The organism is Mucilaginibacter sp. GW822-FHT03E02 (assembly GCF_058801545.1).
This window is the reverse complement of the sequence record NZ_JBXANJ010000002.1, coordinates 284,753-308,256: the sequence shown is the minus strand read 5'-3', so window position 1 is coordinate 308,256 and position 23,504 is coordinate 284,753. Positions and strand designations below refer to the sequence as shown.

Here is a 23,504-nt window from a genome sequence, read left to right as displayed (position 1 = left end):
TACGGCTTACTTTATACGTAAACAATGTTATCTAAGTGATTGATAGTTTTAAACTGTCGGTTAAAATTCTATATTCTTCGCTATTGTTTGCGTTGTGCTTTTTCCCAAACGGCGCTTTGTGTGGTGGTAAAGTACCTGATGATACCAGCTAAAACAGCATAGTTCATTACACAAAAATAATAGGGGATAAACAATATTTTTACCCGTAATTGTTTCTTTTCCATGATGTAGCCCAAAAATGCCAGCAGGTAAAATAATACCTGCGCAAACAACAGCAGCTGCCACCCTGTTGCGCCGGGTTCTGAAGCCAGGGCCATATTCAGCCCAAACGATAGGATGAGCAGGAAAGGGGTAATCGTCCATCGTAACACCCGGTGGCTGATGTACTGGAAGGAAAGGATTGGGTAGGGGAAAGGATTAAACAAACTTTTTAGCCGCAATATTGATTGGATGCCACCAGCTGCAATCCTGATTTTTCGTTTTAACTCTTCTGATACATTTTCAGATGCGGTTTCGGTAGCGTAGGCTTCCGGTTCATAAACAATGCGGTAGCCTTTTTCGGCTATCAGCATAGATATCATAAAATCATCCAGCACGGTATCAGCCTGTACCGGCAAATAAAGCGACCGCCTTACGCTAAAAAGTTCACCGGCTGCGCCAACAACAGAATATAATTCAGAATCCCACTTTTTAAGCGCCGATTCGTACTTCCAGTAAAAACCCTCGCCGGCGGCGCTTGCATCGGCATTTTCGTCAAAATGTACACGTTTTTCGCCGGCTACGGCGCCAACGGCTGGGTCGGCGTAATGCCTGCAAATTTTTATCAGCGCGTCTTTGTTCAAAAAAGTATTCGCATCGGTGAAAACAACGGCGTCTGTATCCACAAACTCCATAGCACGATGAACGGCAGCTATTTTACCGGCGCGCTGCGGCTGGTGCAAAAGCCGGATCTGGGGATATCCGGCAATTATATGCGGAGTGCTGTCGGACGATCCATCGGTTATAAAAACTATTTTCAATTTGCCTGCCGGGTAATTAAGGAGCAAACTATTGGCTATTTTTTCTTTTATAAAAAACTCCTCGTTATAGGCGGCCACAATTAGGGTACAGGTAGGGAGAATGCTCAAATCCTCGGCTATCGGTTTTTTAGGCCCCCTCACCATTCTTTTTAGTTTTATAATAAAGTATAACAGGATGCCGTATCCCGCAAACGTATAAAACACAATGAACAGGCTTAATAGTAAAATTATTTTCATGCTATGGTATTTATAGGGTAACCTAAGTTAGTGCTGTTTTTTGAGTGGCTGAAGTTCCACCAGATTGCTTTAAAAAGCATGGGTATAAAAGCGTAATTTTTGTTTTTTATATAAGCTAATACGTTGCGCGGCACTACCAGCAACAGGAAATAAATAAAAAAAAATATTTTTTTGTGAGCAGGAGCATTACGCCGCGTAAACAAAATGCGATTGCGGTTCATGAAATATTCCTTGAGCTTACTTTTTTTGCCCACGGATATCGATTCTTTATGATAAATCAACGCATCCGTGTTTACCCAGGCTTCGTAGCCGGCTCTTTTTATCATCTCGCACCAGTCTACTTCTTCGTAATACAGGAAAAAATTTTCGGCCATGAGCCCGGCTTTGTCAATAGCCTCTTTTTTAATCATCATGGCCGCACCATGGCAGTAGGCAGTTGGCCCTACAATATGATTAAACTGACCCTGGTCTTTTTGCCTTAACCCAATACAACTATTGCGGCATGTATAATAATCCATGGGCGTATAGCCGGCATATTGAATTAACCCCTTGTCGCTATAATACTTTATCATGGGCGAAACGATACCTACCTCATCATGTGTTTCCAAAGTATCTACCAGGGCATTTAGCAGGCCGGGGGTAAATTCGGTATCGTTGTTTACCAGGAAGATGTAATCGCCCGTGGCATTTTTAATGCCCAGGTTATTACCACCAGCAAAGCCAAGGTTGGCATCCGACCGGATAGATTTAATATCGGGGTACTTTATCAGCCACCCGGGCACCGGGTTTATTTTGCTGGCATTGTCAACCACAATTATCTCCAGACTGGCGTAGGTATTCGTTTTTTTTATGGATGACAGTAACTCTTCGGTAACTGCCGGTTGGTTAAAGTTTACGGTTACAACAGATACTTTTTTCATCTATGCTGTTAATATACATGCTACTAAGCAGCTGTATGGTCATGTGTGGTATGTATAAATTTTTTATTGGCGCCCTTTAATTTGAATAACAACAATAACATCGTGAAAAATATCAGCGGCAGCTTAAGCGCCGCTTTCAGCAATTGGATGTTAAAGTAGGGGCCAGGTATGGCAGCAAGAATGCCGGCATAGCAGCAAAGGGTTGCGAGCGCCCACAATTGCCATGACGGCCCTATACCCGGCGTTAACCACCATAGGCATAATGAAATGATTAACATAAAGGGCATCAATCCCAGCATCAGTACCCTCGGCAATATCGACATTTGGTATATTTCGTTAAAATAATCAAAGTTGCCCCGCAAAAATAATTCGCTAAAGCCGCTCATGCCGTATTTACGTAACAGGTTAAACTGGGCCGAAAGCCATCTTTTACGTTGTTTTTTAAATACTTCGGGGTTGCTTACCTTCTCATCATATACAAATGCTTTTTCGGCGTAGGCAACGCCAATTTTCTGGCGGGTAAGTATCAGGCCCATTTCTTTATCAAAGCCGCCAACAGCGTCAATCTGGCTCATGGTAGTCTTAAATAAGTTGTATTCCAGGGCCATTCCCGAACCGATAATAGCTGCCGAAAGGTTAAACACCCGTTGCGCCTTCCTAAAAATGTGGTTGTTAATCTCTTCACTTATGCCATCAAGCACCGCTACCTTGGTATTGCTGTTTTTGGCTATCCTGTGGCCTTGTACCACCTTTTCGCCTGCCTGCAGGTAGTTATTTATCTGGTACAAAAAATCGGGCGCAGCAACGTTGTCAATATCGTAAACAATGGCTGCGTCAAATCCGGGCACCGTATTTTCAATGGCTTTGTTCAGTGCTTTTGATTTGGTGCTGTTTTCAAAAAATACTTCAACAACCTGCAATGGCATCTGCCTTAGCTTTACCAAAGTTTCGGGCTTAAGCGAATCGGCTATAACACACACATGAAATTTATCGGATGGGTAGTCAAGCGTTAATGCATTTTCGGCTGAGTTTAATAAAATTTCATCCTCTTTATAAGCGCAGATGTAGATAACAAATTTGCTTAATGAGGTAGCAACAGGAGGGTATTTTACAGGCACCAATTTTCCTAAAACCGAGAAGATAAAAAGGTACAGGCAATATATCCCCAGGTATATAAAAGCCGCCCACATGATTACCGAAGCAATAAACTTGATGATCTCCATTGTGTATTATGTTTTATAACTTTTACTGTATTTTAATAAAAAAGTTGCGTTATTATTGATTTATCACTTTAAGCTTTAGCTCTAAATTTAGTGCCAAGAGTTTTTCTATCTCAACAACCCGGTGTTCCCAGGTGTTTTCGGCGGCCACTGCAAGTCTTTTTTTCTGCAATTCAGGCGTATCATTTAAAGCCTCGTTTATAGCGATGGTAAATTCTTCGGCAGTTTTACAGTAAGCAACCGTATCTTTTGTAAATTCTTTTAAATCGGTATTAAAGTTGGATGATACCGTTGGTTTGCCCGAGCCAAGATATTCAAAAAGCTTCAACGGGAAAATAGAACTGCTTACCTCATCTTTTTTGAAAGGAATAATGGCTACATTAAAACCTTTTAATACTGCGGGCATTTGCTCATAAGGCACTGCTCCTGTTAAAAAAGCATTGGGCCGTTCAAATACCGACATATCGGCGTAATTATGATCCACTGGGCCTACAAACGCGAAATTCTTGTCTGGGTTTTGTTCAAATAGTTCTTTGAGCAAATTATAATCAACCCGGCGCTCAATATTGCCAAAATATCCAATTATTGGTTTGCCAATGCCCGATAAAACAGCCGCAACCGGCAATTCAGGATCAAGCGCTTTTTGGCTGTGGTTAATGTTTGCCGCGTTTGGAATAAGGTGCGTGTTATGATTTAGCTTAAGCTTTTTGTTCCTTAATTCTTTGCTGGTGCAAATTACCAGGTCTACGTTTTTAACAACAATATCTTCGGATATTAAACCATGCCTGGTTTGGTAAACTTCAATCAGCGGATCGACGCAGTGGTAAACCGTTAGCAATGGCTTTATTAAATTATGAAAGTTGGGGTAGGTGTAGTTGTAGGAGTTGATGTAAATGTAATCGTGGATGCTAAATTGTTTTATTACTTTTTTTAATCGCGAGGCAACTATCAATTCATTCATTTTTACAGCCAGGCGATATATTTTCCCCTCGGGCAGCATATTAATGGATGGCACCGGCGGACAAATCACTATTTTAAGGTTGGGTATCTCTGTTCGGATAATGCTATCGGAAGAGGAGAAGAAATGCGGCTTTCTGGTCTTAAAAGCAGGTGTATTTTTATACATCACATAATCCCTCCAGGTAAAGGGCCTGTCTACGTAGTATACGTTATTGTTTTTAGCCAGGTATTTTGCCAAAGTATAGTTTGTTGATTCCAGGCGGCCATCAAACTGCATCTGTGAAAATATGATGATATTACGGTTCCTGAGCTCCATACTGAAATTGCCTTGTTTACCTGTTCCTGACCTTTTTATATGCCGTGCTGATAAGTTCGTTCAGTTCAACATATCCTAAATAAAACATGTCTCTAACAGAAAATTGTAAATGCTTTTTAAGGGCCCAGTAACCAAAAATGGCTCCCGAGAAAAAAGTAAAAATTGATGCTATGGCCACACCATATAAGTTATGGAAAATGAATATCCCGGCAAAATCGGCAATTACATTGATGGTTAACATAATAAAAACTTTTATCATATTTAATTGCGGTTTCCCGATAATATCCAATGTTATTCCAAAAAACCTATCAATAGGAAGCAGCATAACAAAACACATAAATATCCTGAAAATATTGCCTGCATCCGAGTGCCGGTAATCGCTGCCGAATAATAAACCGATAATAAAGTCGGCCAATAAAAAGGAGAGTATGGCTACAGGAATCAGTGCGATAGTAAGCATTCCTGCATATTTTTTCATAATGTAGGCTACATGCTTTTTGTCGTCGCGATGTACCGAGGCCGACATAACAGGCAATGCCGTTGCTATAAAAGCCCTTAAGGGGATCTCAAATATTTCCATCAGCCTTTGCGGAATATAATATACGCCGAGTAAATAGGACGGGAACATCATTTTAATGATAATGGTATCTGAACTGCGCAGCAAATATGAGCTGATTGATGTGCCAACACTATATTTGCCAAAGTGGGCCATCTCTTTTATTGATGCCCAGCTTTTACTGCCAATTGTTTTTATTTTTGCCCAGCCGGTAAAAATTGCGATTAAGCTGCTGATAATACTATTTAAACAATAGCAATAAATTGAATTTTGTAAACTGATGTGACCGGATACAATCAGCAATAATATAAAAAGAAAAAAGCCGCCCTGGTTAATTAACTGCACCAAAAACAGCCTGTCAAAACGCTGCCCGGCTTGTAATAACCAGGTGGTTATGGTAGTTGGAAGCGAACATAGGTAAACAACACCAAGCCATTTTGTGATGAGGAACATATTGGGGCTTGTGCCGGTGTATGAAAGAAAGAAAAACAGTAATAAATTACCTAACCCAAAAGCGGCTACTATAATTAAGCCAATATACCAGGCAGAGCCTGCAATGTTTGCTGCCCTTTCGGCACTGGCACCGGCGTAGTATTTTATAAGCGATGTTTGCAAAAAACCGGTCCTGAACGTATCGGCAAGGTTAAATACAACCAGGAAAAATATATAATCGCCAAAGTCGGCTTTAGATAGATGACGAGCCATTAAACCCAATATGGCCATACCCAAAACCGGCATAATAGCGTTACTTGCTAACGAAAGTGTATGCTTATTAATAAGTTTTTGTATAAACCGCATGGCTTGTTTTGTTACGCCTTTTCCCAGCAATTTGTTGTGAAATTGTATCTTTTTATAACCCTTGCCGGGTTGCCTACCGCCACCGAATAATCGGGTATGTTTTTGGTGATAACACTGCCTGCACCTATTATAGCATGTTTGCCAATAGTTACGCCCGCGGTAACCACACAATTGGCCCCAATCCAAACATTATCATGAATGGTTATGGGTTTGGTAACTACTTTTTGCATCCGTGGAGGAAGTGTTACATCTTCGTAACCATGGTTTAAGCCCGAAATAACTATGTTTTGCGCCAGCATTACATAATTGCCCATAGTAACCGGGCCAATAATAACATTGCTGATGCCGATGCCGCAATTGCTGCCTATAATTACGTCGCCTACGCCATTGTTGATGGTTGCAAAATCTTCGATAATACTTTTGCTGCCTAATGAGAATTTGTTAAACGGAAAAATATCCAGCCGTGCATAATACCTTACAATAGCCCCCTTGCCCCGCGGATAATAAAACGGCGTAATAAACCAGCGCACCCAGCGCCGGGGCCTCGATTCGCCGGTTGGTATCAACATCCAGTGGACTAAGCGTTTTAGCCTGGGGTTTGTTTTTATTGTAGTTATTATCGACATCGGCTCAATTCAATTCGGTTAATGCTGTGGTATCTTTGTTACTGCCGCTTAACAGGGCTTTTTGTTGCTCCAGGTCCAACCGCATACAGGCAACAATAATGGCAATAGATAAGTAAAAAATAATATTGGATGGATATTGTACAATGGCCTGCTGCGGAAAATTGCCAATGTTAAAGGCAAATATGACCAGTACCATGGCCATGCAATAGTTTTTAAGCCTGGGGTTTTTAATCAGGAAAAAGAAATTAATACCGTTTTTTAATACCACAAAAAACAGTGTGCAAAATAGCAGCAGGCCTATCCAGCCCATCTCGACAGCCACACGTACGTACCCGCTATCCGGCGGAAATTTAGCCAGCATAGAATTGGGGGCAAAGCGTCGCCCCCAAACGCCAACCGACCCAAGCCCGCCGCCTATGGGATGCGATAATATATATGGCTTTATTTTTCGTTGATTTTCGGCCCGCACATTATATGATGCATCTTTAGATGGGCTAAAAGCCGATTGGAACCTTTTTATTGCCGGGTTTGAGGTGGGCATTACAATCAAAAAAGCAAGCATTAACCCGGCAATAACTGTTCCGATAAGCACCTTGCGGTTAAAATTCAGCACAGCCAAAATAAGTAATGAGGCAGGTAACAGAACATAAGCCGCTCTGGTACCCGAGTAAAGCATAACCGTAAGGAAAAATATGGCTACGCATGCCAGGATAATCTTCTTGCGGATGCTGATATTGCTCATGATAAGTGCGATACAAAGCAAGGCGCCGATAACCATGTTATAGGAGAAAGTAACGGGATCGGAAAAGATGCCCGATTTACGCATGTGGCCGTTTATAAACAACAAACTCACCCGTTGCGGATCGGAGTAGAGCCATTTTTTTTCGAAGGATAAAAAACCAAACTTTTCCTGTTGAAATGCCGAGAGCGCCGCAATAACATCAAGCAGGAGCCACAGCTTAAACAAATATTTTATGAAGTTAACCGTACGTATGTGATAAACAAACACAAAGTACATGAGCATGATAAAACCAACCGTACGTACTGTGTAAATCCAGGCCAGCACCGATGCGGCAGCTGGATTAGCTACCTCAATCATATTGTAAGCAAGCCAAATTATAATTAATATACTAATAGGATTTTTAAAATAGCTCCAGTCATTTTCGCTTTTTTGCTTAATAAAAAAACCCAGGATAAGCAAATAGGTAATAGCATCGAGCAAGGTGCCTATTGGGACCTGAGCAGGCAAAAATTCAGAAATGTAGCTAATAAAAAATGATGCAACTATTAGTACGGTTATCCCAAATTTTGGATAGGCAACAATGCCAACCAAAACAGGCAGGCCTATTACAATGGCCATAATGGCCCCTGCACCAATAATGCCAAGCTTATAAACAACAACGCTTACAAACAAAGCGGCGAGCGCCAAAAAAACAAGCACCAAAGGGTTTGAAAACTTTTGGATCAGCAGCCTTTTTCCAAATGTTTCGTTCACTTTAGTATAGTTGGGTGTTTCACGCTGCATTTGCTATGGCTAACGGGTTTACAAAAACAAAATTTTAATTGCCCATACAAAAACACCTATGAACGATATAACAATAGCTGCTTTACGCGACTTGTTTTGAAGTGGTGTTAAATCTTTAAAGGGGTCCGGTTTTGCTTCAATAGGGTCTATTCTCATAATACTAAAGCTAAATTACCCTGGCTAAAATAAACTGCCAAATGTATTTGACAGGGTTTATGTTCTCTTTTTATCTGCGGTCGTTTTATTTAGCACCCACCCGCCAAATTTGCTGCCCAGCGTTTTTAAAAATGCCAGGTGAGGTTTTTGCACATTGGTCAATTCTTTATTCGCCTCAAAAATGGCAATAGTTTTATTGGCAAATAACAACCATTCCTTTGATTTATTTAAAGCAGTTAGTGGGGCTGTATCAACAATAATAATATCGTATTTTGACTTTAAATCGTCAAAGCGGTTTTTAATGAAAGCTTCATCAGCAATTTCAAGCAGTGTAATATCATTGCCGTGGTTGCCCAGTGTTGTAGCTGTGCTGCTGTTTAAATCGATATTGTATGACGGGCTATTTTTAAAATAATCTTCTAAAAACAAGTCGGGACGTGCGGAGTTTGTTAAATCCGGCCGCTCGAAATTTCCGTCAATCAACAATACCTTTTTATTGATCATGGCATAGGAGTAGGCCAGGCTTGCAGCAAATAGTGTTTTACCCTCATGCGGCCCCATACTGGTAACGGCTATAATTTTTTCTCCGTGTAATTCCTGGTCAATCTCAAACCTTACAGATCGCAGCAAGTCTTTATACTGTTGCATTTTATCACGGTTTTCAATATCCCAAAGTTTCCTAAGGTCAAGGTTGGTGCCAGGTATCCTGTTCAGGTAGCCCAGGAGCGGTAATTGGGTTTTGTTTACAAGTTCGGCCGGCTCCTTTATTGTATTATCAAAATAAAACATGATGAATAATACAAATACACAACCAAAAAGCATTACCACAACGCTTATAACTATCAGCAGCATTTTTTTGGATGGCTGCGGGGCTTCCGGTTCGGCTTTCTCTACCTGTATCAGCTCAATGTTGAAATTTGATTTAAGGTTGGTAGCATTGTATTTGTTCAGCACGTCAAGATATTCCTGGCTGGCAATATTGATGTCAAAATCGTAAGTTTTTACCTTGGCATCAAACGGCACCAGGCTTGCAAATTTGGCGTTCAGTTTGGCCAGTTCGGCATTGATAGATTGCAGGCCATATTTAGCTAGGTCGCGTGCTATTTCAAGGCCCAGTTTTTGCTTAACCAATTCGTCTTTATGGGTAAGCGGATTGGTAATATATTGGTCTGATGAGATATTTATTTGAGCCGATAATGATTTTTGAAGCGAATCAAGGGTGGGTTTATATTTAGGGTCATAATTGCTGCGGATATACCTGTTTTGAGTAGTATGAAGTTCATCCTGGGTTGCGGTAATAGCCTGGTTAATTTTGCTTGATACCGACTCAAAATATTTTCTGTCGCCGGGATCAAACCTGCTGTCAATCTTTTTTAGCGTCCCATCATATGATGCAATTTCTTTTTCGGCATCCTGCTTTTTATCATTATAGCTAATGATCTGGCTAAAAATAGCCCTCGATTGTTCTTCAAGGTTTATTATTCCGTTGTCTATCTTGTATTTTTGCAGCTGCGCTGTTTTATCACGAAGGGCGTTCCTTTTTTGAACTAACAGCTCGGATAAAAATGAAACTGCATTTGATTGGTTTTTCTTTACCGCCTGGGTATAGTAGTTAATAAATTGGGTACATAATATATTAACTACATCTGCAGATAATTGCGGATTTGCCGAATCATAACTGATAGTTATAAAATCGCTATCCTCATCCCTGTAAATAATCAGGTTCTTGCGTAAGGATGCATCATCATATTTCATCGAGTGCAACAGGTCGTTCATGACGAGTTCCTGTTTATTATAAAGCTGCAGCGGTTCAAAGTGGTTAAATTTGTATTCAAAAAACTTCAAAGCAGCATCGCGCTCGTATTCGGCCATTTCTGCAAGTATTTTGCTTGGTTTGCTATAGGGGTAGGCCGGGTATTTAAGGTCATGTATAATTAGCGAGTAGGATACCTGGCTCACTATCCGCTTAAGCTTCATGATAGCTATCAGGTTGCTAAATTCGCTGAATGCCTGTTGTGCCTGCATACTTGCGTTTGCATCTTTATCCAGCAGGTGCCGCGATGCATCAATTATACCTGTAGCAATTTGCGCATGTGAAATATATGAATCGGGCAGCTTTTTAACCAAAAAAAATGTACCTATACCTGTTATAAGCGGTATAAAAATGAGTACTAACCGGTATTTCTTTAATAGTTTAAAAAAAAAGCTCAACTCCATCTTTATTTTACGTCTTCCAGTTTAATCCCTAATAATTCTTCCAGGTTTGTTTTGGCTGTCCATGTGGCCAATTCGGCCTGCAACATAAACGCATTTTGATTGTAATACGTGGTCAGTTGTTCATTATAAATCTGGAATGTGGTTTCTCCCTTTTGAAATGAGTATTTAAGTTGTTTAACAGCAGTGCCGGCATCTGTTACAGCGCCAGAGCGAAGCCTTAATTCGGCCATAGCAGCCAAATAAGTAAAATAACTTCTTTTTACCTGCGCTTCAAGACTAAGCATGTATTCCGCTTGCTGGTATTGCGCTATTTTATAGGATTCGTTTGCAATATTTGTATTAGATGGATTTCTAAGTAATTGGCCTATATTAAGCGTTATGGCTAACTGATAGCCTTTAAATATGCTTGGCTTGGCCTGGTTAACTAAATTTTGCGGGCTATAAATGTACGATGCCGTTAAGCCATCCACCCAGGCAAATTTTGTTTGATTGTAGGTGCTGCGGGCTATTTTAACCTGACTTTGCCTCGATTTAACCTCTGGATAATTCTTTTTAGCTGTCGCTATCAGTTTATCCAGGTAGGTCATATTTACCGTGTTTATAAAAGTTTCCTGGGCATATACATGCCTGGAAAACAGCGTGATGGTTAACAAAAAACAGGCAACCTTTAAATTTTTGTTCATTAATTTATACTTTTTCCTTTTGAAAGAGAGCTGGTACGGTACCCACAATAATCCGTAAATCTAACCAAATAGAATACTTTTGAGCATAAAAATTATCCAGTTTCTTTCTTTCTCTTTCAGACATATCTTCTTTTCCGCGTTTGCTTATCTGCCATAAGCCGGTAAGCCCCGCCGGGCCCAGAAACCTCATTGACCATTCGTTAGATGTCAGCATCTCGGCCTCATAAACGGGCAAAGGGCGGTTACCTACTACAGACATATCGCCCCTGAGGATGTTGAAAAGCTGTGGAAGTTCGTCAAGGCTGGAGTTGCGTAAAAAATTACCAAGCCTGGTAATACGGGGATCGTTTTTGATTTTTACAAAAGCTGCTTTACCGGCTCCACCTTCGGTTGCGTACTGGTTGTTCTCAGTAGATAGTTTGGCCAATAGCTGATCGGCATCGGTACGCATCGATCTGAACTTATAAAAATCAAACACTTTGTATCCTGTGCCAACCCTTTTGCTTTTATAAAATACCGGCCCTTTTGAATCTAATTTAATGGCTATGGCCACAAGCAGGTAAATAGGTGACAAGAAGAAAAGCATCGAGCACGATATAACCAGGTCAATAATACGTTTTCCGAAAGGCATCTTGTAAGTTGTATCAACTTCTTTTGATAACTCAAGCAGCTTCGGTTTTATCAGTTTAAAAGTTACCAGGAAGTTTAGCCTTTCGCGCAAATCATCAACAGAAAACGGAACACTATAATAATCATGTACCCTTAATTGAAGCGCTTTTTGCTTGAGGGCTTTATCATTTTGGGTTGATAGCAAAACGATGATAGAGCCATTTAGTAAAAAACTCCTTTTTATCGATTCAACCAGCGCGAAGCATTTGCCTTCGGTATCAATCTCCATCAGGATAATATCCGGAACGGTTAAAATAGATTGCTCACCAAGGTAAACATCAAGCTGTGTGATGGTATCATTAGGAATGACATTAAAATTATTAAGGCCACTTAATATAAGGTCTTTTAATTCCAACCCCGCATAAGCAATCCTGATGTGCGAACCGGAATTCTCGTTCCAATCAGACGTTTGTCGATTCATAAACTTGTAGAAGTTGGTTAATTGCTGATTTTAGTTCGGTTGGTTTGAAAGGTTTGTGCATATAGCCATCAATTTTGAAAGGCATATTACTTACCTGCTCATCCAGGTCATGTGCTGCCGACAGCAACAATACCGGGATATCGCGGTAAAAACCACTTATTTTAACATTTTTGGCAAATGACTGCCCGTCAAAATAAGGCATCTGAAGATCGGAAAGAATAAGGTCGGGAATATGCCCTTCTTCAAGCCATCCAAACGCATCAATTCCGTTGTTTTTAACAACGCAATCGTAATCTTTAGAAAGGATGAAACTGAGTAACTTTAGTATGCTTAAATCGTCATCGACAATCAGTAACGTTTTCTTCATATGGTTAATTTCGGGAATCTGGTAAAGCAGTTAAAACAATTAAACTAATAATGATTTCGGGCAAAGGCCCGGCTTTAATTATATTAAAATTCCTATATTTTTAATGGTTTTCAAAGTAATCGGGTGTACGTTAAAATGGCGACAAGAGTTCTGTTTTTGGTATAATTTCCTAAAAATCTATATGCCGATAATCAATTTGTCCGCACTAAGGCAATTACTGTACCGAAAATACAGATAAAAATTTTACCTAAGGTACCAATAATGCTTTTATTTGCTAACAAGTCTTTTAACCGTTTTGTTCATATTAATTAAGGTGTTGATGTAGCTTTAGTTCGGTTATTATAGCTGAATGCTGTCTACAGTTGAGGAATATATTCCCATTTCTGGTAGATGCTTTAAAAAAGGGAAAAAAATTACCTGATATGTTAATACTTTCAACAGCGTACTATTGGATATAACATCGGTATTGAACGGCATATTTTATATTTTTACAGTGAATAACATTGATAAGCATTTGAACCGGTTTGCAAAAAATAAGCATATTATAATTTATGGGAGCTCACTCGCGGTGCTGCTGTTTTTAATGCGGTGGCTTGAGTATCGTTTTATTATCATAGACCACGCCCTTGAGATTTATATTGGTGCCATAGCCATTATTTTTACGTCGCTCGGTATCTGGCTGGCACTAAAGCTAAGTTCGCCAAAAGTAAAAACCATTCAAGTTGAAAAGGAGGTTTACGTTTACCCAAACGATAATTTTGTTTTAAATGAAACGGCATTAGCCGAGCTTAATTTAAGTAAACGTGAAGTGGAGGTACTGCAATTAATGGCCAGCGGTTTAAGTAACCAGGAAATTGCTGCCCGGTTATTTGTATCATTAAATACCGTTAAAACCCACTCATCAAACTTATTCTGGAAACTTGAGGTTGAACGCCGCACCCAGGCCGTTGACAAAGCTAAAAAGCTGGGAATCATTGCCTGAAAAGCTGGTACTTTAGGGTGATTTGCCCAAAATCACCCTAAAGGATGACTGCCATGCAGGCGCAATCCTTCAAATTTGTACCAAAAATTAAAAACGATGAAAAAAAATGTAATCACTTTTGGACTAATTGCAGGTGCTATAGTTTCTGGTTTGATGGGTGTGACCGTAACCATGTGTTATGCCGATGGGAAAACCCACGGCAACATGTACTTAGGGTACGCTACTATGCTCATCGCATTCTCGATGATATTTGTAGCTGTTAAAAACTACCGGGATAAATATAACGGCGGCGAGATCACTTTTGGAAAGGGCTTTATGATAGGGCTGTATATTTCGCTCATCGCATCTACCTTGTACGTGATTACCTGGTTAATTATCTACTATAAATTTATGCCCGATTTTATGGAAAGGTATGCAATCCATACGCTCACCGAAGCTAAGGCCAGCGGAGCAAGTGCAAAAGAACTTAGCGAACAGGCCGCTAAAATGGATACCTATAAGCAAATGTACAAGAATCCCGTTTTTGTGGTGTTGTTTACTTATATAGAGATTTTACCGGTAGGGTTAATTATAGCCGTTATTACTGCATTAGTGTTAAAAAAGAAACCAACAGATAATATATTGGTAACCAACTAAAAAGCGTTATGTAGTGAACATACACGAGGTATTATTACAACAAATCCCTTAAGAAAATCAACTTAAGGGCTTTGTTTATTTAGCTTTTAGCTTGTTCAATAACCGACAGGATATTACCCGCCGGGTCATTAAACCAGGCTATTATCGGGCCGCCGGCAGTAAAAATGCCTTTTTGATTGGTTTTAAAGTTCTCTTCATCGTAAACTATAAATTTAACGCCGCGTGCCGTTAATTCATCTACGGCTTTTTCAACATCCGGTACCGGGAAGTTAAGTATGGTAAAAGTGGCTGGCTCATGATTGGGCTTTGGGTATATCACAATTGCATTGCCGCCCAAAATTTCCAGATGTAAAATGCCCGGCATTGCGGTGTCGTCTTTTACTTCCAGTCCTAATGTTTTACCATAAAACTCCTTTGCTTTCGCGATGTCGTTTACCGAAAAACCACTGAATGCTTTGCTCTCTTTTAACATGATGTCCTCCTTTTATCATTATAACAATTAATCATAACAGATTTTGTTTCAGCATTAAAACTAATCCGTTAATACTTCCGCGCGATAGCCAAAGCGTTTTAAAAAAAGTATCATCGTATCAGCGCATATTGTTCCGGTGTTGCATTGCACCCGCAATATATGATCACAATCGTCCAGGTCGAAATTTGCATGATAGCCTGCAAAGGCATTATGGATTTCGGTTAATAATACTTTGGCGTATTTACGCTTGTTTACATTGGTTTTAAAAACTTCTACCGTCATAACAGCTTGATTTTTTAATCCGCGCGTATTGTTTATTTTGCTGTAAACAAAGGCGCGTACTTTTCGCGTTGGGTATAAGCCAGGAATAATACACCTGCCAGCAGTGGTATAACCATAGTGAGCCCTGATGGCGACAAAAATGCATTCACTAAAACGATATTTATCATTACCGGGAATAAAACTACCAAAGCCAGGGCCACGTACCTGCCAAATAATAATAGCAGTGCGCAAACCAATTCGGTTATTTTTATAAACAGCATTAAATAACCTGAGGCTTCCAATCCATCGTTAAAAACTTTCATATTGCCTGTTACAGGAGGCATAGTAAATGCATGGAAGTAAACCATAGCAAAATAGCTTACAGCAGCAAACAAAAACATCAGGGCTACAAGGGTACGTACAATAATTACAGCGATTTTCATAGAATTTTAGTTTTGGTGTGGTTGGTTTTTATTCAGTTTGGTTTTAATTGATTGTATTTTTTCCAGAAATAGTAGGTGACAAACAAGAATACAAGCATGATGATAGGAGGAATGAACTCACCGATGGCATCGCCCGCAAAAGCCCTTGAGGCAATGGCGCCAAAAAAAGTGAACGAAAAGCCTGCGTAGGCCCATTCTTTAACCGCCTTGTATTTATTTTGCAATATAGCTATTACGCCCAATAGTTTGGCCGTGCCCACTATCACCATAAAATAAATGGGATAGCCCAGGTGTTGCAGTACAACTATGCCCGCCTGTTGCTTTGTAACTCCGCCAAAGCCATCACCAGCCATAGCTAATGCCAGTAATGCTGTTAACACCCAATAGGTGATGTTAATTGTCTTCGTGCTCATGACGATAAAGGTTATTGTGGGCGGTTGGGCGAATAACTTACCATCCATGATATGCCGAATTTATCGGTAAACCATCCAAAAAGGTCGCCCCACTCGGCCATGGCAAGCGGCACCATAACCTGGCCGCCCGCAGATAGCGCCGCAAATATGGTTTCGGCTTCTTCTTTGCTGTCGGCATTAATAGAAACATGATAGTTATTACCTTGCTTGTAACCCATGCCCATTTCACCAACGCTATCGGTAGCCATCAGGATGTTTTTGCCTATAGGCAAGGCAATGTGCATCAGTTTGTCTTTGTCGGCTTCGGCTACGTTTTCAGACCCTCCTGGCGAATCTTTAAAACGTATCACCATCAAAAATTCGCCGCCAAATACTGATTTGTAAAAGTTAAAAGCTTCTTCGGTTGTACCGGGGAGATTCAAATAAGGATTAATTGTTGCCATGGTAGTCGAGGTTTTAAATTGATAAAATTTTCTTAACGGTTTATATGTAAATCTACACTGATTAAACCTAAACCCAAAGGGCCAAATCCGACATTTAACGGGTATAATTAAGACAGGTTGTTATTTATCAGAAATAAACCGGTAAACATAAGGGGCTTTATGTGCGCCGCCCGTAAATTTCTTGGCTATACGCTCCAATATCCCAAGGCTTAGCATCTTACGCTGAAAGGCCGCACGGATAAGTTTCTTGTTCAGTACCGTTTCGTACAGGCTTTGCAAATCGCCCATGGTGAAATCTTCGGTGAGCAGGTTAAAGCCAATCAGTTTTTGATCCAGGTTGGCACGTAAGGTTTCCAATGCTTTTTTTATAATTAGCCGGTGGTCTTGCATCAGCACAGGCAAATCATCAAGGCCGTACCAATCGCAACTATCCGATATACTATCAGGAGTGGGGATAGCCTTCGTAAAATCAACCAGCGCGTAATATCCTATAGATACAAAACGCTTCAACAGCCAATGGTCGGCAGGGGGCGTAGTGCCTCTTACCGACATGATTTTTTTCAGTGGCTCCGGATCGTGCCTGCTTCTGTCGCCAAAAACATAAAACTGGTCAAGGAAGATGTTTTTCAGGCCGGTACGATCAAATAATACCCGTCGGGCAGCTTCGTTAACATCTTCGTAATCATGAATAAAACCACCGGGCAGGGCATGTAAGCCGGTATTTTTATAGGCAAGCAGCAAAACTTTAAGTTGTTTATCATGAAAGCCAAAAATTACCGCATCGATAGCCAGGCCAGGTAAATAACCTTCGCCTTTTGCATCAGCTTCCTGTTTTTTGAATTCGTTATTGTTTGCCGGCATATATATATCGTAGCAATTAACAAAAAAATTTGTTAGCTGTGTAAAATTAATTATTATTGTAACATAATGATACAATAGCATATCTAATGTTTGTATTAATTCCCAATAACCAATTATAAACCATATGAGGAAACCATTTTTAGCAGTATTGCTGCTGGTGCAGCTAACTACCATGAAGGTAATTGCACAAACAAACCAGGTAACTGTTGCGAACGGTACGCTGGAAGGTGTAAAAGAGGCCGGCTCGCCCGTAACTATTTTTAAGGGCATCCCATTTGCGCAGCCACCCGTGGGCGATTTGCGCTGGAAAGAGCCGCAACCCGCAAAAAACTGGACAGGCGTTTTAAAGGCTGATCATTTTGCGGGCAACCCCATGCAAAAGCCAATTTTTGGTGATATGAATTTCCGTTCATCGGGCATGAGCGAAGATTGCCTTTACCTTAACGTTTGGACGCCAGCCAAAACCATGAAGGAAAAGTTGCCGGTACTGGTTTATTTTTACGGCGGCGGTTTAGCGGCCGGCGACGGGTCTGAATCCCGCTATGATGGCGAAAGCATGGCTAAACGCGGCATTGTAGCATTAACGGTAAATTATCGTTTGGGTATCTTCGGGTTCTTTTCGCATCCGGAATTAACTGCCGAATCGCCAAACCATTCGTCGGGTAATTATGGTTACCTCGACCAGCATGCCGCGTTGGAATGGGTGAAAAAGAACATAGCCAAATTTGGCGGCGATCCTGACCATGTTACCATCGCAGGCGAATCGGCAGGTTCGATATCGGTATCGATACAAATGGCCTCTCCTTTATCAAAAAACTTAATTAACGCTGCGATAGGAGAGAGCGGTGCCGGCATCAAGCCAACTTTAAATTCTATCCCTTTGGCTGATGCCGAAAAGAACGGGACAAAATTTGCAGCAAACATGAAAGCCGGATCGATAGCTGATTTAAGAGCTATACCTGCTGCCGATTTGTTAAATGCTGCCTATAGCCCAAGCGCAACCCCCAACACGCCAACTATTGATGGATATTTACTACCAAAATCGTTACCCGAAATTTTTGAGGCAGGCGAACAGGCAAAAATTCCGATTTTAGTTGGATGGAACTCGGCCGAGGTGCCTTACCAGTTTGTAATGCGTGCCGACGCACCAACGCTGGATAATTACAAAAAAGCATTAAATACTTTGTATGGCGATAAGGCTGGCGAAGTAATGAAACTTTATCCCGCTTCGACAGATGAAGAAGTTATCAAATCGGCAACCGCCTTATCAAGCGATCGTTTTATCGTGTACAGTACCTGGAAATGGGCCGATCTGCAAATAAAAACAGGAGGCAAACCAGTTTATCGTTATTGCTTTTCGCGCATCCGCCCGGCAATGACAGCACAAATGGGCAACGCAGCCCCGGGGCTTGCGGGCGGTGTTGTGAAAAATAACGGCGGCATGGCTATGCCTAAAATGCCTGCGGCAGTTGGCGCATCTCACGCTTCAGAAATTGAGTACGCCATGGGGAACCTTGCCGGAAATAAAGTTTACGCCTGGACTCCCGACGACTATAAAGTATCAGAAACCATGGAGAGCTATTTTGCCAATTTTATTAAAAATTATAATCCAAACGGTGCAGGTCTGTCAAAGTGGGACGCCAACACAGCAGGTAAAAGCCCGGTTAAGTTTATGGACATTGACGTAAAAAGCGGGCAAAAAACAGAAAACGATCGGGACAGGTATTTGTTCCTGGATAAAGAATATATGAAGTAAGATTTTTTTATGGGGTGTTTTGATTGTCCTGGTTGCTGTAAAGTAACCGGGACTTTTTTTATTTTATCTTTTGGTGAAAGCTATTTTAATACCCATCAGCACAAAAACAACTGCCGAAAATTTATTAAGCCAAAAACTAAATAAAGGCTGCTTTTTTAGTTGGCCGGATAATGAGCCGGCAAAAAACGTGAGCACAGCAAACCAGGCTAAACCCATTAGCGCGTAAGTTATACCAAGCAAAACAAAGGGCAGGGCATTGTGAATTTGTGCCGGATGGATGAATTGCGGGAAAAATGCCAGGAAAAATATGGCAACTTTTGGGTTAAGGGTATTGGTTAACACTGCAGATAAATAAGTTTTACGCACAGGCTCCAATACCATGGTTACATCCTGTTTTAAAATTTCTTCTTTGGAAAGAAACTTACTGATGCCAAGATAAACCAGGTAGGCAGCGCCGGCGTATTTTACAAAGCTGAAAGCCATTGCCGACCGCGATAAAATTAATGAAAGGCCAAATGCCGCCAGGGTTGTATGTACCAGCACCCCAGTAGCGATACCCAGCGTTGCGTAAACACCAGCCTTTTTGCCCTGGGCAATTGATTTGTTAAGTACGAAAATGGTATCGATACCTGGTGAAATGATAAAAAGGAAAGAGGTGACCAGAAATGTACTGAAATTTATGATGCCCATGGGTACAAAACTAATAACATTATAACAAAATTGCTTTGCGATAAGCTTTCTGCTTTTATTAATTTTACCAAATGGACACTTTTGCCGATAGAATAATAGCTTTTAATCAACAACTGGAATATACAGGAACGCTGCCGACTGGTGTAAGCATCATGAACCCATTCAGGGACAATGATTTTGCATTGGATGTATCTACCCGGTTTTACAATAAATATTACGGCGATAATCATCCCCGCCATTTGGTGTTGGGAATAAATCCGGGGCGTTTTGGCTCGGGGATGACGGGGGTAGCTTTTACCGATCCTAAACGAATGATTAGCAAATGCCAGATACCCTATACCGGGCCTATTACACATGAACCCTCGTCAGAATATGTGTATGATATGATTGATGCCTTTGGCGGAATAGAACAGTTTTACCAGCAATTTTATATTCATTCTGTTTGTCCGCTGGGTTTCACCATAACAGGCCCCAAGGGTAAAGAGATAAACTATAACTACTACGATACACCTGAGTTAACAAAGGCAGTGTATCCTTTTATTGTAGAAAACATCAAAAAGCAAATTGCCATAGGGTTTGAAACCGACGTTTGTTTTTGCTTTGGTACCGGTAAAAACGAAACCTTTTTACGCAAACTTAATGATGAACACCGTTTTTTTAAACAGGTGATAGCATTGGAACACCCTCGTTTTATTATGCAATACAAATCAAAAACAAAGCAGGATTATATAGCCAAATACTTAAAAGCCTTTAATGCTGTGATTATTCCCTAAAAAATGCGGGTAAAGGTTAAAATTGAGGGTAAATGAACAAGCCTGAAGCTATCTTGATTCTTGATTCTTAACTCTTACTTAGTGCTGATATCGCGTTTATGATCGTCAAACTCCTGGCCTGTGGCATGGTAACCCCTTATCAATTTGGCCAGTTGTTTCAACTCAAAATCAGTAAGTTCGGTACCACCAGAATAATGATACCCGGGTTCCGTATCATCCAAAAAAATGGCGCCCAAATATCCCTTATCAAAAGTTTTTGGACTATCTATATCCTTGTATAACTTATAGGTGCCGTTGTTGTCTTCGTTGATCTTATTAGTATCTGCCGGATCAACTGCAATAATAATATGAGTTCCGTCTTCTTTATTAATACCGAATGTTACGCCGCTGGTTATCATAAATCAAGAAACAAGCCGGTTGGATAAATGTTTGAGTACACACGAATTGCATGAATTAAATCGAATTTCACGAATTGAACTAACACGAATTGTACGAATTGAGGCGAATTTCACGAATTTGCATAGATCGCTAAATTTTAAGCTCAGTATTAGTTGCAATTAGTAAGCCAACTTTGAACCCCTTGTTTGCGCTAATTCGCTTCAATTCGTGCAATTCGTGTTAATCTTCTTTAAGAAAATTAAAAAGTTTTAATATGTTTATAAAATTATTGGAGTTGGCCATTGTAACACATAAAAAGCAAGGTTTATCATAACTTTGTTAGGCGAGGGGAACAATTGGCGTTAGATAATTTCAGGAAAATAGTACTCAAAATTCAAACTATCAATGATAGCTTTTTTACGCAAAAGTGCCGGTACTAAGCTGGCAATCTTATTTTCATTTGTATGGTTAAACGCAGGCGCGCAGGATGCCGCTAAATTTCCGCTGATACCCTATCCCACAAAATTATTAGCAGGTAAAGGGATGTTTGTCATGACCGCGAAAGTGGCGGTAATGGGCGCTCCCGAATTTAAACAAGAAACCAAAGATTTGACGGTATTGCTGGAGAAGGCTTTAGGTAAAAAATTGATATTAAGCAGCAGTTATGGCGTGCCAACGATAGATATTATCAAAAATGACGATATCAAATCTCCCGAGGGATATAAACTTGTAATAGCACCAAAACGTATTCAAATATTAGCTAACTCCGGTGCAGGCGTTTTTCACGCTATCGAAACCATCAGGCAGTTGTTGCCGGTATCGATGGAGAAAGGTGTAACCAGCAAAAATTTAGTTTTGCCGGCGTTAACCATTGAAGATGAACCCGCTTACCAGTGGCGTGGCATGCACCTGGATGTTTCGCGGCATTTTTTTTCAATCAGCTATCTTAAAAAGTTTATCGACAGGATGGCGCTTTATAAAATGAACAAGCTGCACCTGCACCTGACCGATGACCAGGGCTGGCGCATCGAAATAAAAAAATATCCAAAACTAACCGAAGAGGGGGCATGGCGCACATTCAACGACCAGGATTCGTTATGTATGAAACTTTCAAAAGATAACCCCGATTTTGCGATCGATAAGGAGCATATCATTCAGCGCGGCGGTAAAACACTTTACGGCGGCTTTTATACCCAGCAGGAAATGAAGGGTGTTGTAGCCTACGCCGCGGCAAAACACATTGATATTATTCCCGAGATAGATATGCCGGGTCACATGATGGCGGCTATCAATTCGTACCCGTTTTTAACCTGTAATGGCGAGAATAAATGGGGAACGCTGTTCACCAAACCCATTTGCCCTTGTAACGAAACAACCTTTGAGTTTGCCCAAAACGTATTTACCGAAATTATGAACATCTTCCCATCCCAATATATTCACATAGGCGGCGATGAAGTTGACCGTACCGATTGGGGGAAATCCGATGCATGCAAAGCTTTGATGGAAAAAGAAGGCATAAAAGACCTGGCAGCCCTGCAAAGCTATTTTATAAACCGGATGGAAAAGTTTTTTAACTCCAAAGGCCGTAAATTAATAGGTTGGGATGAGATTATTGAAGGTGGCATCAGCCCTACCGCTATTGTAATGTACTGGCGCGGATGGGTACCTAATGCGCCTGTTGAAGCGGTAAAAAACGGTAATACGGTGATCATGACGCCCGGCGAGCCTTTATATTTTGATAACCAGCCCGATCAGTATGCTGTTGACCGGGTGTATCATTTTAACCCAATCCCCAAAGTACTAAATAAACAGGAAGCTAAATCGATTATCGGCGCCCAGGCTAACATCTGGTCGGAACGGATTCCATCCGAGCGACGTGCCGATTATATGGCCATGCCCCGGATGACCGCCCTTGCCGAAATGCTTTGGACAAATCAGCCCGATAAATATAATTCATACCTGCAACGCCTGATACGCCAATATAGCAGGATGGATGCCTTAGGGATAAATTATCGCCTGCCGGATTTGCCGGGCCTGCTAAACGAATATGTATTTACCGATGAAGGCAAATTAAGTATTGCATCGCCTTTGCCAACTTTAACTATTCGTTACACCACCGATGGAACCTTGCCAGGCGTAAAGTCGCCTGTGTTGCCTTCACCATTAGTTATCAAAAAATCCGAATTGGTAAGGGTTGCAGCATTTACAACCGTTGGCACCCGCGGCGATGTTTACAACCTGAATTATACCCAACAGCAAATGCTTGGCTCGGTTAAAATAGCGCCGCCAAAACCTGGCCTGGCTTGTACTTATTACAAAGCCTACTTTAAAGCAACAACTTTTATGAAGGACGCTAAAGTTGATAGTACATTTACCACAGATAAAATTGAAGTACCGGCAACTGTAAAAGCGCCATCATTTGGTATTACTTATAAAGGCTATATTGATGTACCCGCTGATGGTATTTACAGCTTTTACCTTACCTGCGATGACGGCGGAGTGTTAAAAATAGGCCCCAATATGGTTGTCGATAATGATGGAAACCATTCGGTCCAGGAACGCAGCGGACAGGTTGCCTTAAAAATGGGTGCTCACCCTTTTCAACTCGATTTTATTGAGGGTGGCGGTGGCTTTAAGCTGGGCCTAAAATATAGTGTTAATGGCTCGGCACCACAGGATGTACCGGCTGGTTGGTTTAAAAAATAA

At 40.9% G+C, this 23,504-nt stretch carries 24 protein-coding genes; 5 read left to right on the top strand and 19 right to left on the bottom strand.

Annotated features, from left to right (window positions below; genetic code table 11):
* Window positions 1-80: 80 nt before the first annotated feature.
* The 11 genes from AC1RM2_RS28185 to AC1RM2_RS28135 all read right to left on the bottom strand — a co-directional run bounded on the left by AC1RM2_RS28185 (window position 81) and on the right by AC1RM2_RS28135 (window position 12,690).
* Entirely contained in the window at window positions 81-1,256 is a 1,176-nt protein-coding gene (locus AC1RM2_RS28185) for a glycosyltransferase family 2 protein (RefSeq protein ID WP_492988493.1), read from the bottom strand.
* On the bottom strand, window positions 1,253-2,176 hold the full coding sequence (locus AC1RM2_RS28180) for a glycosyltransferase family 2 protein (protein ID WP_492988492.1): 924 nt from the start codon (window positions 2,174-2,176) through the stop codon (window positions 1,253-1,255). The genes AC1RM2_RS28185 and AC1RM2_RS28180 overlap by 4 nt, the downstream gene beginning before the upstream one ends.
* A gap of 23 nt (window positions 2,177-2,199) precedes the next feature.
* Window positions 2,200-3,399: a glycosyltransferase family 2 protein gene (locus AC1RM2_RS28175; protein WP_492988491.1), complete on the bottom strand. Its 1,200-nt coding sequence runs from the start codon at window positions 3,397-3,399 to the stop codon at window positions 2,200-2,202.
* Window positions 3,400-3,451: 52 nt separating this feature from the next.
* On the bottom strand, window positions 3,452-4,672 hold the full coding sequence (locus AC1RM2_RS28170) for a glycosyltransferase family protein (protein ID WP_492988490.1): 1,221 nt from the start codon (window positions 4,670-4,672) through the stop codon (window positions 3,452-3,454).
* 16 nt (window positions 4,673-4,688) lie between these two features.
* On the bottom strand, window positions 4,689-6,026 hold the full coding sequence (locus AC1RM2_RS28165; protein ID WP_492988489.1) for a lipopolysaccharide biosynthesis protein: 1,338 nt from the start codon (window positions 6,024-6,026) through the stop codon (window positions 4,689-4,691).
* A gap of 11 nt (window positions 6,027-6,037) precedes the next feature.
* Window positions 6,038-6,652 (bottom strand): acyltransferase, encoded by a 615-nt coding sequence (locus AC1RM2_RS28160; RefSeq protein ID WP_492988488.1) that lies wholly within the window; start codon window positions 6,650-6,652, stop codon window positions 6,038-6,040.
* A 4-nt stretch (window positions 6,653-6,656) separates the two neighbouring features.
* Window positions 6,657-8,177 (bottom strand): O-antigen ligase family protein, encoded by a 1,521-nt coding sequence (locus tag AC1RM2_RS28155; protein WP_492988487.1) that lies wholly within the window; start codon window positions 8,175-8,177, stop codon window positions 6,657-6,659.
* A gap of 213 nt (window positions 8,178-8,390) precedes the next feature.
* Window positions 8,391-10,550 carry a GumC family protein gene (locus AC1RM2_RS28150; protein WP_492988486.1) on the bottom strand — a complete coding sequence of 720 codons (2,160 nt, stop codon included), beginning with the start codon at window positions 10,548-10,550 and terminating at the stop codon, window positions 8,391-8,393.
* A 2-nt stretch (window positions 10,551-10,552) separates the two neighbouring features.
* Window positions 10,553-11,233 carry a TolC family protein gene (locus AC1RM2_RS28145; RefSeq protein WP_492988485.1) on the bottom strand — a complete coding sequence of 227 codons (681 nt, stop codon included), beginning with the start codon at window positions 11,231-11,233 and terminating at the stop codon, window positions 10,553-10,555.
* A 4-nt stretch (window positions 11,234-11,237) separates the two neighbouring features.
* Window positions 11,238-12,323, bottom strand: coding sequence for a sugar transferase (locus AC1RM2_RS28140; protein ID WP_492988484.1), 1,086 nt, complete (start codon window positions 12,321-12,323; stop codon window positions 11,238-11,240).
* Window positions 12,304-12,690: a response regulator gene (locus tag AC1RM2_RS28135; RefSeq protein ID WP_492988483.1), complete on the bottom strand. Its 387-nt coding sequence runs from the start codon at window positions 12,688-12,690 to the stop codon at window positions 12,304-12,306. Before AC1RM2_RS28135 ends, AC1RM2_RS28140 begins: the two co-directional genes overlap by 20 nt.
* A gap of 448 nt (window positions 12,691-13,138) precedes the next feature.
* Between AC1RM2_RS28135 and AC1RM2_RS28130 the strand changes: the two genes are divergently transcribed.
* Window positions 13,139-13,672 (top strand): response regulator transcription factor, encoded by a 534-nt coding sequence (locus tag AC1RM2_RS28130; RefSeq protein WP_492988482.1) that lies wholly within the window; start codon window positions 13,139-13,141, stop codon window positions 13,670-13,672.
* Window positions 13,673-13,768: 96 nt separating this feature from the next.
* On the top strand, window positions 13,769-14,308 hold the full coding sequence (locus AC1RM2_RS28125) for a DUF4199 domain-containing protein (protein WP_492988481.1): 540 nt from the start codon (window positions 13,769-13,771) through the stop codon (window positions 14,306-14,308).
* Between the two features lie 79 nt (window positions 14,309-14,387).
* Here the strand turns inward: AC1RM2_RS28125 and AC1RM2_RS28120 are convergent, their stop codons facing one another.
* The 6 genes from AC1RM2_RS28120 to AC1RM2_RS28095 all read right to left on the bottom strand — a co-directional run bounded on the left by AC1RM2_RS28120 (window position 14,388) and on the right by AC1RM2_RS28095 (window position 17,201).
* A complete protein-coding gene (locus AC1RM2_RS28120) occupies window positions 14,388-14,780 on the bottom strand; it encodes a VOC family protein (protein WP_492988480.1) in 393 nt (130 codons plus the stop codon).
* A gap of 60 nt (window positions 14,781-14,840) precedes the next feature.
* Window positions 14,841-15,062, bottom strand: coding sequence for a hypothetical protein (locus AC1RM2_RS28115; protein WP_492988479.1), 222 nt, complete (start codon window positions 15,060-15,062; stop codon window positions 14,841-14,843).
* 32 nt (window positions 15,063-15,094) lie between these two features.
* Window positions 15,095-15,484 (bottom strand): DoxX family protein, encoded by a 390-nt coding sequence (locus tag AC1RM2_RS28110; RefSeq protein ID WP_492988478.1) that lies wholly within the window; start codon window positions 15,482-15,484, stop codon window positions 15,095-15,097.
* 32 nt (window positions 15,485-15,516) lie between these two features.
* Window positions 15,517-15,897: a DoxX family protein gene (locus AC1RM2_RS28105; protein WP_492988477.1), complete on the bottom strand. Its 381-nt coding sequence runs from the start codon at window positions 15,895-15,897 to the stop codon at window positions 15,517-15,519.
* A gap of 11 nt (window positions 15,898-15,908) precedes the next feature.
* Window positions 15,909-16,340, bottom strand: coding sequence for a VOC family protein (locus AC1RM2_RS28100; protein ID WP_492988476.1), 432 nt, complete (start codon window positions 16,338-16,340; stop codon window positions 15,909-15,911).
* A gap of 120 nt (window positions 16,341-16,460) precedes the next feature.
* A complete protein-coding gene (locus AC1RM2_RS28095; RefSeq protein WP_492988475.1) occupies window positions 16,461-17,201 on the bottom strand; it encodes an NUDIX hydrolase in 741 nt (246 codons plus the stop codon).
* 124 nt (window positions 17,202-17,325) lie between these two features.
* Here AC1RM2_RS28095 and AC1RM2_RS28090 point away from each other — a divergent pair, with 124 nt between their 5' ends.
* On the top strand, window positions 17,326-18,957 hold the full coding sequence (locus AC1RM2_RS28090) for a carboxylesterase/lipase family protein (protein WP_492988474.1): 1,632 nt from the start codon (window positions 17,326-17,328) through the stop codon (window positions 18,955-18,957).
* A 63-nt stretch (window positions 18,958-19,020) separates the two neighbouring features.
* Here the strand turns inward: AC1RM2_RS28090 and AC1RM2_RS28085 are convergent, their stop codons facing one another.
* Window positions 19,021-19,647, bottom strand: a complete 627-nt coding sequence (locus AC1RM2_RS28085; RefSeq protein ID WP_492988473.1) for a LysE family translocator — start codon at window positions 19,645-19,647, stop codon at window positions 19,021-19,023.
* A 71-nt stretch (window positions 19,648-19,718) separates the two neighbouring features.
* On the opposite strand from AC1RM2_RS28085, the gene AC1RM2_RS28080 reads away from it, so the two are divergent.
* Window positions 19,719-20,420 (top strand): uracil-DNA glycosylase family protein, encoded by a 702-nt coding sequence (locus AC1RM2_RS28080; protein ID WP_492988472.1) that lies wholly within the window; start codon window positions 19,719-19,721, stop codon window positions 20,418-20,420.
* A gap of 74 nt (window positions 20,421-20,494) precedes the next feature.
* On the opposite strand, the gene AC1RM2_RS28075 is transcribed toward AC1RM2_RS28080, so the two are convergent.
* Window positions 20,495-20,818 (bottom strand): hypothetical protein, encoded by a 324-nt coding sequence (locus tag AC1RM2_RS28075; RefSeq protein ID WP_492988471.1) that lies wholly within the window; start codon window positions 20,816-20,818, stop codon window positions 20,495-20,497.
* A gap of 385 nt (window positions 20,819-21,203) precedes the next feature.
* On the opposite strand from AC1RM2_RS28075, the gene AC1RM2_RS28070 reads away from it, so the two are divergent.
* The gene (locus AC1RM2_RS28070; protein WP_492988470.1) at window positions 21,204-23,504 is read left to right on the top strand and encodes a family 20 glycosylhydrolase; all 2,301 of its coding nucleotides are present in this window, start codon (window positions 21,204-21,206) and stop codon (window positions 23,502-23,504) included.